The sequence below is a fragment of the Enterococcus sp. LX10 genome, from assembly GCF_023539285.1.
GTDB lineage: Bacteria > Bacillota > Bacilli > Lactobacillales > Enterococcaceae > Enterococcus > Enterococcus faecalis.
This window is the reverse complement of the sequence record NZ_CP092784.1, coordinates 136,452-149,597: the sequence shown is the minus strand read 5'-3', so window position 1 is coordinate 149,597 and position 13,146 is coordinate 136,452. Positions and strand designations below refer to the sequence as shown.

Sequence of the window (13,146 nt, the reverse complement as noted above, 5' to 3'; positions counted from 1 at the left end):
AAAAGACCAGAGAATAAATTCTCTGGTCTTACGTCCGAATACCCCAGTTTTTCACGCTGGTTAAAACTATAGTTAAAAAGTTAATTATTTAACGATTTCAGTAACAACGCCTGAACCTACAGTACGTCCGCCTTCACGAATAGAGAAACGAGTTCCGTCTTCGATAGCGATTGGGTGAATTAATTCAACGTCCATAGCAACGTTATCACCAGGCATTACCATTTCAGTACCTTCTGGCAATTCTACAACACCAGTAACGTCTGTTGTACGGAAGTAGAATTGAGGACGGTAGTTAGTGAAGAATGGAGTGTGACGTCCGCCTTCTTCTTTTGATAATACGTATACTTCAGCTTTGAATTTTGTGTGTGGAGTGATTGTAGCTGGTTTAGCTAATACTTGTCCACGTTCGATATCTTCACGTGCTACACCACGTAATAAAGCACCGATGTTGTCGCCTGCTTCAGCGTAGTCTAATAATTTACGGAACATTTCAACACCTGTAACAGTTGTTTTAGATGTTTCGTCTTTAATACCAACGATTTCAACTTCGTCACCAACGCGAACTTCACCACGTTCAACACGGCCTGTAGCAACAGTACCACGTCCAGTGATTGAGAATACGTCTTCGACTGGCATCATGAATGGTTTGTCAGTATCACGTTCTGGAGTTGGGATATATTCGTCAACTGCAGCCATTAATTCTAAGATTTTTTCTTCATAAGACTCGTCGCCTTCTAAAGCTTTCAAAGCAGAACCTGCGATAACTGGAACATCATCGCCTGGGAAATCGTATTCTGATAATAAGTCACGAACTTCCATTTCTACTAATTCTAATAATTCTTCGTCATCAACCATATCCATTTTGTTTAAGAATACAACGATGTATGGTACACCAACGTTACGTGATAATAAGATATGTTCACGTGTTTGAGGCATAGGACCATCAGCAGCAGAAACTACTAAGATAGCTCCGTCCATTTGAGCAGCACCAGTGATCATGTTTTTAACGTAGTCCGCGTGTCCTGGGCAGTCAACGTGTGCATAGTGACGAGTTTCAGTTTCATATTCGATATGAGAAGTGTTGATTGTGATTCCACGTTCTTTTTCTTCTGGAGCGTTATCGATAGAATCGTAGCTTTGTGCTTCCCCGCCACCGTGTTTTGATAATACAGTAGCAATTGCAGCTGTTAATGTAGTTTTACCATGGTCAACGTGTCCGATAGTACCAATGTTAACATGGGATTTAGAACGGTCAAATTTTTCTTTTGCCATTTTGAATGTTCCTCCTAAAAATATAAATTTTATTGTTTGTTTTATATGTGATAGACGTTACTAAAAATCGTCTGATCATCATAAGCTATTTTACACGAAATCTTGAAAAAAGGATAGTTCTAAAAACAAACCTTTTATTCTCAAGGAAAATTATGCGTTGCCGCCGTTTTTCTTGATGATTTCTTCTTGAACAGACTTAGGTACGTCTTCATAGTGGTCAAATACCATCATAAATGTACCGCGTCCTTGTGTTGCTGAACGTAATGTTGTAGCATAACCAAACATTTCAGCTAAAGGTACCATCGCATTAACGATTTGAGAGTTACCGTGTGCTTCCATACCTTCAACACGTCCACGACGACTTGTTACGTGTCCCATGATATCACCTAAGTAATCTTCAGGAACAGTAATTGTAACTTTCATCATTGGTTCTAAAATAACTGGGTTTGCATTTTTAGCCGCAGCTTTCAATGCCATAGAAGCAGCTACACGGAAGGCCGTTTCATTTGAATCGACATCGTGGTATGAACCATCGTAAAGTTTTGCTTTGATATCAACTAATGGATAACCAGCAAGAACACCGTTGTTCATAGAGTCTTCTAACCCTTTTTCAACTGCTGGGATGTATTCACGAGGAACCACACCACCGACAATTGCGTTTTCAAACTCGAAGCCTTTACCTTCTTCATTTGGTGTAAATTCAACCCATACGTGACCGTATTGTCCTTTACCACCAGACTGACGAACGAATTTACCTTCTGCTTTAGTCGCAGCACGGAATGTTTCGCGGTAAGATACTTGAGGAGCACCTACGTTAGCTTCAACTTTGAATTCACGTTTCATACGGTCTACTAAAACGTCTAAGTGCAATTCACCCATACCAGAGATAACTGTTTCACCAGTTTCAACGTTTGTTTCAACGCGGAATGATGGATCTTCTTCAGCAAGTTTTTGTAGAGCCACGCCCATTTTATCTTGGTCAGCTTTTGATTTAGGTTCAACAGCGACTTGGATAACTGGATCAGGGAATTCAATAGATTCAAGAATAACTGGTGCATCTAATGCACATAATGTATCACCAGTTGTTGTGTCTTTCAGACCAACAGCAGCAGCGATATCACCAGAGTACACTTTGTCAATTTCTTGACGAGTGTTGGCGTGCATTTGTAGGATACGACCGATACGTTCTTTTTTGCCTTTTGAAGCGTTCAATACGTATGAACCACTTTCAAGGACACCAGAATAAACACGGAAGAAAGTTAAACGACCTACGAATGGGTCAGTCATAACTTTAAATGCTAATGAAGCGAAAGGTGCTTCGTCATCAGCTGGACGAGTTGTTTCTTCGTCTGTTTTAGTATCGATCCCTTTGATAGCATCGATATCTAATGGAGATGGTAAGTAATCAAGAACAGCGTCCAACATTAATTGAACCCCTTTATTCTTGAATGCTGAACCAGCTAATACAGGGAAGAACTCAACGTTGATTGTTGCTTGACGGATACCAGCGACTAATTCTTCTTCAGTGATTTCTTCACCTTCAAGATATTTCATCATTAAGTCTTCGTCAGTTTCAGCAACAGCTTCAACTAATTTTTCGCGCCATTCTTGCGCTTTTTCTAAATAATCTTCAGGAATATCAGTTTCTTGAATATCTGTTCCCAAATCATTTGTGTAGATTTCAGCTTTCATTTTAATCAAGTCAATGATTCCAGTGAAGTCTTCTTCAGCTCCGATTGGAATTTGAATTGGATGAGCGTTTGCTTGTAAACGATCATGTAATGATTCTACTGAATAGAAGAAGTCCGCACCGATTTTATCCATTTTGTTACAGAATACAATACGAGGAACTTTATATTCAGTCGCTTGACGCCAAACAGTTTCTGTTTGAGGTTCTACACCTGATTGAGAGTCAAGAACTGTTACCGCACCATCTAATACGCGTAGAGAACGTTGTACTTCAATTGTGAAGTCCACGTGTCCTGGAGTATCGATGATATTTACACGGTAGCCTTTCCACTGTGCAGTTGTCGCAGCGGATGTAATCGTGATACCACGTTCTTGTTCTTGTTCCATCCAGTCCATTTGTGAAGCACCTTCATGGGTTTCACCGATTTTATGGATTTTACCAGTGTAGTACAAGATACGCTCAGTTGTTGTTGTTTTACCAGCATCAACGTGGGCCATGATACCAATGTTACGAGTTTTTTCAAGTGAAAATTCTCTTGCCATTTTGTATGTTTACTCCTCTCTTTATTTAAATCGATTGTAAATTGACTTTCTGCTGCCACTTTACGCGACAGACAGAGAGGATCTTACCAACGATAATGAGCAAATGCGCGGTTTGCGTCTGCCATTTTGTGTGTGTCTTCGCGTTTTTTAACAGAAGCGCCAGTGTTGTTAGCAGCATCCATGATTTCTTTCGCTAGACGTTCTTCCATTGTGTGTTCACCACGTAGACGTGCGTAGTTAACTACCCAACGTAAACCTAAAGTTGTACGACGTTCTGGACGAACTTCAACTGGTACTTGGTAGTTAGAACCCCCAACACGACGTGCTTTAACTTCAAGAACAGGCATAACGTTTTTCATTGCTTGTTCAAAAACTTCCAATGGATCGTTACCTGTAGATTCTTTGATGATATCAAATGAATTATAGATAATGTTAGCAGCAATCCCGCGTTTACCGTCAACCATTACACGGTTGATTAAGCGAGTTACTAATTTTGAGTTATAAATTGGATCTGGTAAAACATCACGTTTTGCAACAGGACCTTTACGAGGCATCCGTAACTCCTCCTTCCGAAATATGATTTTTCAAGTTGTTATTGTCTTATTATAATTAAGCTTTAGGACGTTTTGTACCGTATTTAGAGCGGCTTTGTTTACGGTCGTTAACACCGGCAGTATCAAGCGCACCACGAACGATATGGTAACGTACCCCTGGTAAGTCTTTTACACGTCCACCACGTAATAATACCACGCTGTGTTCTTGTAAGTTGTGACCGATACCTGGGATATAAGCTGTAACTTCGATTAAGTTTGACAAACGAACACGGGCATATTTACGTAAAGCTGAGTTCGGTTTTTTAGGTGTCATCGTACCCACACGTGTACAAACTCCACGTTTTTGCGGAGAGTTAACGTTTGTTTGAGTTTTCTTAAAACTGTTATATCCTTTGTTTAAGGCTGGTGAATCAGATTTTTCTACTTTAGATTTACGAGGTTTACGTACTAATTGGTTAATTGTAGGCATTCCTTGTTCTCCTCCTTCCTTACTTCGCTTCTAGTTCCACACATCCAGGTGGTTCTTTTTTCGCGATAAAAAATAATGCAATCTCTGCACTCTTTATCAAATATGCTTTGATAGACAGTCAGCACGTCCCTATAAGGAACCTGTAGATAAAGCACCTTTGTTAGGATACCACGATAAGTATCAGCTGTCAACCCTCTTCTTTCGCCTTTCGTAAAAAAGCTTTTCCTTCTATTTAAATGCACTTTTTCTTTAAAAATTTTTATGACTTTTTCAAAAACTTTCTATCTTTTTTAGTTAAATAACGGTACAATATCTTTGACTATTGAAGGGGGCGGAAAACAGCGATGAATCTGAAACAAATGGTAGGAATCGAAGCTGCAAAATATGTAGAAGACGGCATGATTGTCGGTTTGGGTACTGGCTCAACAGCAAAATTTATGGTAGACGAAATTGGTCGTCGCGTAAAAGAAGAAGGATTGTCAATCGTGGGGGTTACTACTTCAAAAGAAACAGAGAAACAAGCCTTAGCCTTGGGCATTCCTTTAAAGGGTATTGATGAGGTTCCGTATGTGGATCTTACGATTGATGGCGCCGATGAAATCAGCGCTGATTTTCAAGGAATCAAAGGCGGTGGCGCTGCCTTACTTTTTGAAAAAATTGTGGCCACTTATTCAAAGAAATGTATTTGGATTGTGGATAAATCAAAAATGGTGGACGATTTAGGGGCTTTCCCACTTCCTGTTGAGGTTGTCCCTTATGGCAGCTGCCAACTAGTGCATTTATTTGAAGAAAAAGGCTATCACCCAGCACTTCGTCTAAACGCTGCTGGCGAAACATTAATAACAGATGGAGGCCACCATATCATCGATTTGCATTTAGAAAAAATTACAGATCCAGAAGCTTTAGGTTCTTATTTAGACAACTTAGTTGGCGTCGTTGAACACGGCTTATTTTTAAATATGGTTTCTATGGTAATCGTCGGTTATGAAGATGGACCGAAAACCTTACATGTTCCCGCACGTTAAGAATGTGTGAAAAAAGATTATTTATATAGGAAGGATAATATATGAAACGAATTGGTTATGCACGCACAACTATTATTGAAGAAGATTTAAAAAATCAACTAACCACTCTCCAATCGTTTGGTTGTGATGATATTTTCCAAGAGACATTTGATCCTCAAGCGGAGATCAGTGTCTTAGACGAAGTCGAAAAACTTCTTTCTGCTGGGGATACACTTATTGTTTGTAAATTGCACCATTTAGGTAAAACAACCCGCCAATTAACAGACTTTATGAAAATGTTAAAGGAAAAACAAGTTGATTTTGTCAGCATTTCAGAAGGAATTGATACTCACCTTCCAACAGGTGAAGCCTATTTCCAATTAATGGAGAGCTTATCTGCGATGGAATGTGCACTAATTAAAGAACGAACACTCGTCGGGCTCCACAAAGCTCGTGAAAACGGAAAAGTAGGTGGACGTCCCAAAATCGATGGACGCACCGTCCGCAAAATCCGTGCATTATATTACGAAAACAAAGAAACCATCCAATTTATTTCTAATAAATGCGGCGTTTCGGTGGGCACTTGTTATAAGTACATCAATTTACCTGAGACAGATGTCGAACGGCTGTATTCCTAAGAATAAAAAAGAAGTCCTTCAGATGGGGCTTCTTTTTTGATTCGATTTCACTCTAATTTTTCAGCAACTTTCACGTTTTTTTACTATTTTCCATTGGAAATCTTGCGCAAAACGGTGTACAATAAACGTGGAAATCTTATTTTCAGAAAACTAAACTCAAAGGAGAGCTTATACATGCCAAAATTAGTTTTTTCTCGTCATGGACTTAGCGAATGGAATGCCTTAAACCAATTTACTGGATGGGCTGACGTAGATTTAGCACCTGAAGGTGTTGAAGAAGCAAAAGAAGGCGGCCGTAAAATTAAAGAAGCAGGCATCGAATTCGACGTTGCTTATACTTCTGTTTTAACTCGTGCCATCAAAACTTGTAACTATTTACTAGAATACTCAGATCAATTATGGGTACCTCAAATCAAATCTTGGCGCTTAAACGAACGTCACTATGGTAAATTACAAGGACTAAACAAAAAAGAAACTGCTGAAAAATACGGAGACGAACAAGTCCACATCTGGCGTCGTTCTTACGATACTCTTCCTCCATTAATGGAAGCAACAGATGAAGGTTCTGCAGCAAACGACCGTCGTTATGCAATGTTAGACCAACGCGATATTCCTGGTGGCGAAAACTTGAAAGTTACTTTGGAACGTGCATTACCATTCTGGCAAGATGAAATTGCGCCAGCTTTAAAAGACAACAAAACTGTCTTAGTAGCGGCTCATGGTAATTCATTACGTGCTTTAGCTAAACACATCGAAGGCATTTCTGATGAAGATATTATGGATCTTGAAATCCCAACAGGTAAACCATTAGTTTATGAATTAAACGATGATTTAACTGTGAAAGAAAAATACTACTTATAAGAACTTGTTTCTTATTAACAAAAGCGGTTTGCCAAGGCAAACCGCTTTTTTATGGATTAAATAAATTGACTTTCGGTTAAACAATCTTTATAAATCGCTACTATATCCGCTGCATCCAATGGTACATAAGCCTTTTCGGCAATTGCACTATGGGCCACAGCTTGTTGTGCCATTTCTTCAAATTTATCTGCTTCGATGCCAACTTCTGGTAATGTCATTGGAATGCCACAAGCCACAAAGTAATCATATAATGCTTGAATACCTTTTTTCGCTGCTACTTCCTCTTCTTGTTCGACTATTCCCCAAACATTTCGAGCAAATTGCGCAAACTTGCCTACGGTTTGTTCAGACAAAACATAATTCATCCAACGAGGCGTTAAAATCGCTAAGCCAATCCCATGCGTAATGTCATAAAACGCACTTAATTCATGTTCCATTGGGTGACAAGACCAAACACCTTGTTTGCCGCGCCCTGTTAAACCATTTAAGGCTAAACTACTTGCCCACATTAAATTAGCACGTGCATCATAATCTTCTGGATTTTCTAAAGCAATAGGACAATTTTTGATAACCGTTCGCATTAAGCCTTCTGACACAAAATCTTGGACGTCCGTGCCTGTCGAAATACTAAAATAGTTTTCAATCAAATGACTGAAAATATCCGCTGAGCCAGCTGCTGTTTGATTTTGAGGAACCGTAAAAGTATTCGTTGGATCCAAGAACGAAACTTTTGGAATCATATTCGGACCACCAAAGCCTAATTTTTGATTGGTTTCTAAGTTAGAAATGACAGCACCTGCGTTCATTTCACTACCTGTCGCTGCTAAAGTCAAGATGGTCACGATTGGTAAAGCAGGACCTGTATACCCTTTTCTGGCTGCAATAACTGTCCAGATATCTTCTTCCGAATAAAAGCCCGCAGCTATTGCTTTGGAACAGTCAATGGTTGAACCACCGCCAACTGCTAAAATAACATCGACTTGGTTTTCTTTACACAACTCAATTCCTTTTCTAACGGTTTCAATGCGCGGGTTTGGTTCGACACCGCTCAACTCAATCAGTGTATGCCCGTTTTTTTGGGCCAAATCAGTAATTTGTTGGTACAAGCCATTACGTTTGATACTACCACCACCATAAACAAGTAAGACATTTTTGCCAAATTGATCTAACACAGCAGGTAATTCGTCTAAACGATCTTTCCCAAAACGGATGTCTGTTGGTACATAAAAATTAAAGTTTTCCATTCTTTCATCCTCCATTCAATGCTCTTACGCATTTATCATACTATTTTTTCAAAAATCCGCCAATAAAAAAGCCGAGCAAATGACAGTTGCTTTCACAACGATCGCTTGACCCAGCTTTCGATTCTTTTTTATAACGAATCGCTTGTTTTGATTAACAAATAAAGAAAATAAGGCGCACCGATGATCGCAACAATAATCCCTGCAGGCATTTCTCCATTGCCAGGCAATAGCCGACCAATCGTATCACTAACCAATAAAAGTAAACTCCCAAACAACGCCGCCAATGGCAATACCTGTTTTTGTTGCGTAAAACCACATTTGCGAGCAATATGTGGCGCAAGTAAACCTAAAAAATTAATTCCCCCTGTAACGGAAATCGCTGAAGCCGCCAACATCACCGCTAACAGTAGCGAAACGATTCGTTCTTTTTTCACAGCAATACCTACAGAAATAGCTGTTTCGTCCCCCAATTGTAAAATATCCAACAGACGATGACGCTTCATCGCAAAAAAGAACCCGATGACTAGCCAAGGCAACAAAGCGCCCACAAAGAACCAATTACTGCCCCAAATACTGCCTGCTTGCCACATTGTAACAAAACGGTACTTTTCAGTGTCAATTTTTGATGTAATTAATAAGGTGAGTGCTGAAATACCCGTACTCAAAATGACACCCGCTAAGACCATTCGAACTGGCGTTAATCCTAAACGATGATGATACGCGATTACCAAAATCCCAACAGCCGCTAGCAAGCCGCCAACTAAGGCCACAAGCGGAAGTGCAAACGTCGTGATACTTGTCGTCTCAACAAAACTAATAAACAAAATCACTGCCAAACCCGCACCGGCATTAATGCCTAAAATCCCAGTATCTGCCAACGGATTCCGAGTAATTCCTTGAAGAATAGCGCCGCTTAAGCCTAAAGCTGCGCCCGAAAGGACCGCTAGCACAATCCGTGGTAACCGAAAATCCCAAACTAACAGTTGTTTGGCCTGACTTCCCTGTCCCAAAAGAAGGGCTTTTAAATCCATGACGGAAACAGATAATTCCCCTTGCGTTAAACTGATACAAGCAGTTAGGATAATCCCAACTATTAAGACAGCCACCCAACGGGACACTTTTTTCTGTGTCATCCTAGTTGCCCTCCTTTACGAAATAAATAAAGAAAGAATGGGATGCCAATTAAGGCCGTGATAATCCCAAATGGTGTTTCAAAAGGCGGATTCACCATTCGAGCGATTAAATCTGCCACCAAAACGAGGAGCGCACCGCCTAACGCCGAGAACGGAATCAAGCGACGGTAATTTTCTCCAGAAACTGTTCGCATCACATGAGGCACCACCAAACCAACAAAACTGACCGAGCCAACCAGCGCCACAGACAATCCTGATAAAAGCAAAATCGTTATACTGGCAAACAACCGAATACGCTGCGGATTTCGCCCTAAACCAATTGTTGCATCATCGCCAAAACGTAAAATAGTCACCGACGGACTAATCAGAATTGCTAATGCAAATGCGCCCAGAAAGATCGGGACGACTATTTTTAATTGTGCCCAAGAAATAACGCTGACACCGCCAAGAAACCAAAACGTTAACTCTTGACTCAAATTGAACTGAATGGCTAAGAATTGACTAAATGATAAAAAAAGGGCACTAATACCAGCTCCCACCAAGGTCAGACGCATGGGGCTTGCTCCTCGAATTGAATGATTAGAAAGATAATAAATCAGTGCCACACTCACGCCAGCACCAAGAAAAGAAACAACTAAAAGCCACCAATAACTTGCCTGAGGGAGGAAAGCAAAAACAAGCGCTAAGCCCAAGCCAGCCCCAGCATTGATACCCAGCAAGCCAGAATCTGCCAATGGGTTTTGCGTAATCCCTTGCGCTAACGCCCCACTCACCGCTAAACTTGCCCCCACAAAAGCGGCCCCTAAAATCCGCGGCAACCGAACCGTTTGGATGACTTGATGCGCTTGATTGGTCGCATCGAAGTGCGTAAATGAATCAATAATCGTTTGAATCGAAACCGACGTCGCACCAAACATCAGCGACAGAAGCATTGTCCCCATTAGCAAAAAAAGACAGACAAGTAACACTTGCCATTGGTGTCTATAAAATCCGCTTATGCCTTTCATCCATCCAGCTCCATTTCCATCAACTCATAAGAAAGCACTAGTGGCCGCTGTGTCTGACTATGATAACTAATTTCTGCTTGAATAGCGAAAACATCTGCTAAACCAGTAACAGTAATCACTTCTTGCGGTGTTCCCTCATTGATAATCTTTCCCTCTTTCATCGCAATCACGCGATCAGAAAAACGAGAAGCTAAATTAATATCATGAATCGTCATCACGATAGTTTTCTGATGTTCTTGATTAATTCGTTTTAACACATTTAAAATTTCTAGCTGATGCGCTGGATCCAAATAGGTGGTCGGTTCATCTAAAATTAAAATATCTGTATCCTGCACTAGCGCCATAGCAATCCAAACCCGTTGACGTTGTCCACCTGATAAAATTGCCACAGACTCTCTAGCTAACTCAGTTAAGCCTGTTAATTCTAATGCCCATTGTATGTACTCTTGATCTTCTGTGGTGACACTTTTCCAGCCCGATTGATATGGATACCGCCCAAAAGAGACGAGGTCAAAAACAGATAAATCGATTGTATTTTCTGGCGTTTGTGATAAGATCGCTAGTTCTTGCGCCACTTCTTTTGAAGAAAAATGTTGAAGTTCTTGGTTCTTAATGAACACCTTGCCTTTCTCGGCTGGCAAAATACGCGCAAGTGTTTTTAACAAGGTCGATTTGCCACAACCATTTGGTCCAATAATACTTGTAATAGTTCCCGCTTCAAATGAACAGTTCAGCGCTTCACTAATCACTTGACGACCATATCCTGTAGTTAAGTCCTCTGCCTCTAAATAATTCATAACCATTCCTCTTTAATTTTTCTGTCGTTATTTTACATTTATTGAGAATCGTTCTCACTCATTGTTCCTTGATTATAAAAGACCCTTCCTTAAAAAGCAATGTTTCTTCCAATCAAAAAAACGAATTATCTAAAAAATGCAACTTATTTGCTCAAAAAAGCAAGCGATGATTGACAAACGGTCGTTTTTAACTGATAATGAGAATCGTTATCAACTAAAAATAAAGGAGTTACACAATGAAACTTTTAAAAAAGACGGTCCTAATTGGTACAACCCTTCTTCTTGGTTCATTCTTACTCGCAGCTTGTGGTAATACGAATAAAGAAGCCAACAACGCTGACAAAACACATGAAGTAACAGATACCTTAGGCAATAAAGTAACCGTCCCTGCGAAACCCAAACGGATTATTGCGAGTTATTTAGAAGATTATCTAGTTGCATTAGGAGAAAAACCAGTGGCACAATGGACAGTTGGACAAGGCAGCATTCAAGATTATTTAGCGAAAGAATTGAAAGATGTCCCCACTATTTCCTATGACTTGCCATATGAAGCGGTTTTAAAATTTGAACCTGACTTATTATTAATCAGTTCATCTGCTCTAGTTGAAGGCGGTAAATACAAAGAATACAGTAAAATTGCGCCAACTTATGTAGTCAAAAACGGCGAAAATGTCACCTGGCGTGATCAATTGGAAGATATTGCTACTGTTTTAGATAAAAAAGAACAAGCGAAAAAAGTGTTAGAAGATTATGATACCTTAACCAAAGGCGTCCAAGAAGACCTTGGCAAAAAAGATGCTGGCAAATCTGCGGCAGTCTTATGGGTAACCAACAACCAAGTCTTTATGGTTAGCGATAATCGCTCAAGCGGAACCGTGCTCTATCAGGACTTAGGCCTCCAAGTTCCAAAATTAGTGGAAGAAATTTCTAAAAACGCTACTGCGGATTGGAATCAAGTTTCTTTAGAAAAATTAGCTGAGCTTGACGCAGACCACATTTTCCTTGTAAACAGCGATGAATCAGCACCTCTTTTCCAAGAAGCAATTTGGAAGAACTTACCTGCTGTGAAAAATAACCAAGTTCATACCTATGATAAAAAAAGTAGTTGGTTATACAACGGACCTATTGCGAATACCCAAATTGTTGAAGATGTAAAAAAAGCGCTCTTAAATTAAAAAAATGCTTGGATGATTGTTTTCATCCAAGCATTTTTTTAATTAGCAATTGCCGTTTCTAAACCAACTTCAATCATTTCATTAAACGTCGTTTGGCGTTCTTCTGCCGTTGTTTCTTCGCCTGTCACCAAGCTATCACTCACCGTCATAATCGCCAATGCTTCTACATCAAATTTTGCTGCTAAATAATATAACATTGCCGCTTCCATTTCAATCGCTAATACCCCGTATCGACCTAAACGAAAGACATCATCTAAGCTATCTTTGTAAAAAACATCATCTGACAATACGTTACCAACATGGGTAGTAAAGCCTTTTGCTTTAGCAATTTCGTAAGATTTGAGTAAAAGGTCGAAGCTCGCAATTTGTGGAAAATCATATTTAGGAAAATCATTGCGAATCGCGGAAGAAGGTGTCGCTGCTGCTTGTGCGATAACTAATTCACGAACGTTGACTTTTTCTGAAATAGAACCACACGTACCAACACGAATTAACTTCTTCACATCGTAAGAGTTAATTAACTCATGGGCATAAATACCTGCTGAAGGCATCCCCATCCCTGTTCCTTGGACCGAAACACGCTGTCCCTTATATGTTCCTGTGTAACCTAACATCCCACGAACTTGATTATAGCAGACAGGATTCTCCAAAAAAGTTTCCGCAATATATTTTGCTCGGAGGGGATCCCCTGGTAGTAAAATTTTATCGGCAATTTCACCTGGTTTTGCTTCGATATGCACACTCATTCTGGTTTACTCCT

General features: G+C 40.0%; 13 protein-coding genes. 4 read left to right on the top strand and 9 right to left on the bottom strand.

Annotation, left to right across the window (positions count from 1 at the left end; translation table 11 throughout):
* Positions 1-84: 84 nt before the first annotated feature.
* The 4 genes from tuf to rpsL all read right to left on the bottom strand — a co-directional run bounded on the left by tuf (position 85) and on the right by rpsL (position 4,527).
* A complete protein-coding gene (gene tuf, locus MKZ30_RS00650) occupies positions 85-1,272 on the bottom strand; it encodes an elongation factor Tu (RefSeq protein ID WP_002356194.1) in 1,188 nt (395 codons plus the stop codon).
* Between the two features lie 150 nt (positions 1,273-1,422).
* Positions 1,423-3,504, bottom strand: a complete 2,082-nt coding sequence (gene fusA, locus MKZ30_RS00645) for an elongation factor G (protein WP_002356192.1) — start codon at positions 3,502-3,504, stop codon at positions 1,423-1,425.
* An 83-nt stretch (positions 3,505-3,587) separates the two neighbouring features.
* Positions 3,588-4,058: a 30S ribosomal protein S7 gene (rpsG, locus tag MKZ30_RS00640; protein WP_002356191.1), complete on the bottom strand. Its 471-nt coding sequence runs from the start codon at positions 4,056-4,058 to the stop codon at positions 3,588-3,590.
* A 55-nt stretch (positions 4,059-4,113) separates the two neighbouring features.
* Positions 4,114-4,527 carry a 30S ribosomal protein S12 gene (rpsL, locus tag MKZ30_RS00635; RefSeq protein ID WP_002356190.1) on the bottom strand — a complete coding sequence of 138 codons (414 nt, stop codon included), beginning with the start codon at positions 4,525-4,527 and terminating at the stop codon, positions 4,114-4,116.
* 344 nt (positions 4,528-4,871) lie between these two features.
* On the opposite strand from rpsL, the gene rpiA reads away from it, so the two are divergent.
* From rpiA to gpmA, 3 genes are all read left to right on the top strand, one after another.
* On the top strand, positions 4,872-5,552 hold the full coding sequence (gene rpiA / locus MKZ30_RS00630) for a ribose-5-phosphate isomerase RpiA (RefSeq protein ID WP_002383851.1): 681 nt from the start codon (positions 4,872-4,874) through the stop codon (positions 5,550-5,552).
* Between the two features lie 41 nt (positions 5,553-5,593).
* Positions 5,594-6,169, top strand: a complete 576-nt coding sequence (locus tag MKZ30_RS00625; protein WP_002419404.1) for a recombinase family protein — start codon at positions 5,594-5,596, stop codon at positions 6,167-6,169.
* Positions 6,170-6,343: 174 nt separating this feature from the next.
* Positions 6,344-7,030 carry a 2,3-diphosphoglycerate-dependent phosphoglycerate mutase gene (gene gpmA, locus MKZ30_RS00620; protein ID WP_002359343.1) on the top strand — a complete coding sequence of 229 codons (687 nt, stop codon included), beginning with the start codon at positions 6,344-6,346 and terminating at the stop codon, positions 7,028-7,030.
* A 56-nt stretch (positions 7,031-7,086) separates the two neighbouring features.
* Here the strand turns inward: gpmA and MKZ30_RS00615 are convergent, their stop codons facing one another.
* From MKZ30_RS00615 to MKZ30_RS00600, 4 genes are all read right to left on the bottom strand, one after another.
* Positions 7,087-8,289, bottom strand: coding sequence for an iron-containing alcohol dehydrogenase (locus tag MKZ30_RS00615; RefSeq protein WP_002408242.1), 1,203 nt, complete (start codon positions 8,287-8,289; stop codon positions 7,087-7,089).
* A gap of 113 nt (positions 8,290-8,402) precedes the next feature.
* Positions 8,403-9,407: a FecCD family ABC transporter permease gene (locus MKZ30_RS00610; RefSeq protein ID WP_002383848.1), complete on the bottom strand. Its 1,005-nt coding sequence runs from the start codon at positions 9,405-9,407 to the stop codon at positions 8,403-8,405.
* The gene (locus MKZ30_RS00605; RefSeq protein WP_033600599.1) at positions 9,404-10,414 is read right to left on the bottom strand and encodes a FecCD family ABC transporter permease; all 1,011 of its coding nucleotides are present in this window, start codon (positions 10,412-10,414) and stop codon (positions 9,404-9,406) included. The genes MKZ30_RS00610 and MKZ30_RS00605 overlap by 4 nt, the downstream gene beginning before the upstream one ends.
* The gene (locus MKZ30_RS00600; RefSeq protein WP_002356183.1) at positions 10,411-11,217 is read right to left on the bottom strand and encodes an ABC transporter ATP-binding protein; all 807 of its coding nucleotides are present in this window, start codon (positions 11,215-11,217) and stop codon (positions 10,411-10,413) included. Before MKZ30_RS00600 ends, MKZ30_RS00605 begins: the two co-directional genes overlap by 4 nt.
* A gap of 230 nt (positions 11,218-11,447) precedes the next feature.
* On the opposite strand from MKZ30_RS00600, the gene MKZ30_RS00595 reads away from it, so the two are divergent.
* Entirely contained in the window at positions 11,448-12,386 is a 939-nt protein-coding gene (locus MKZ30_RS00595; protein ID WP_002361532.1) for an iron-hydroxamate ABC transporter substrate-binding protein, read from the top strand.
* A gap of 38 nt (positions 12,387-12,424) precedes the next feature.
* Here the strand turns inward: MKZ30_RS00595 and deoD are convergent, their stop codons facing one another.
* Positions 12,425-13,132, bottom strand: a complete 708-nt coding sequence (deoD, locus tag MKZ30_RS00590) for a purine-nucleoside phosphorylase (RefSeq protein WP_002359338.1) — start codon at positions 13,130-13,132, stop codon at positions 12,425-12,427.
* Positions 13,133-13,146 lie beyond the last annotated feature (14 nt).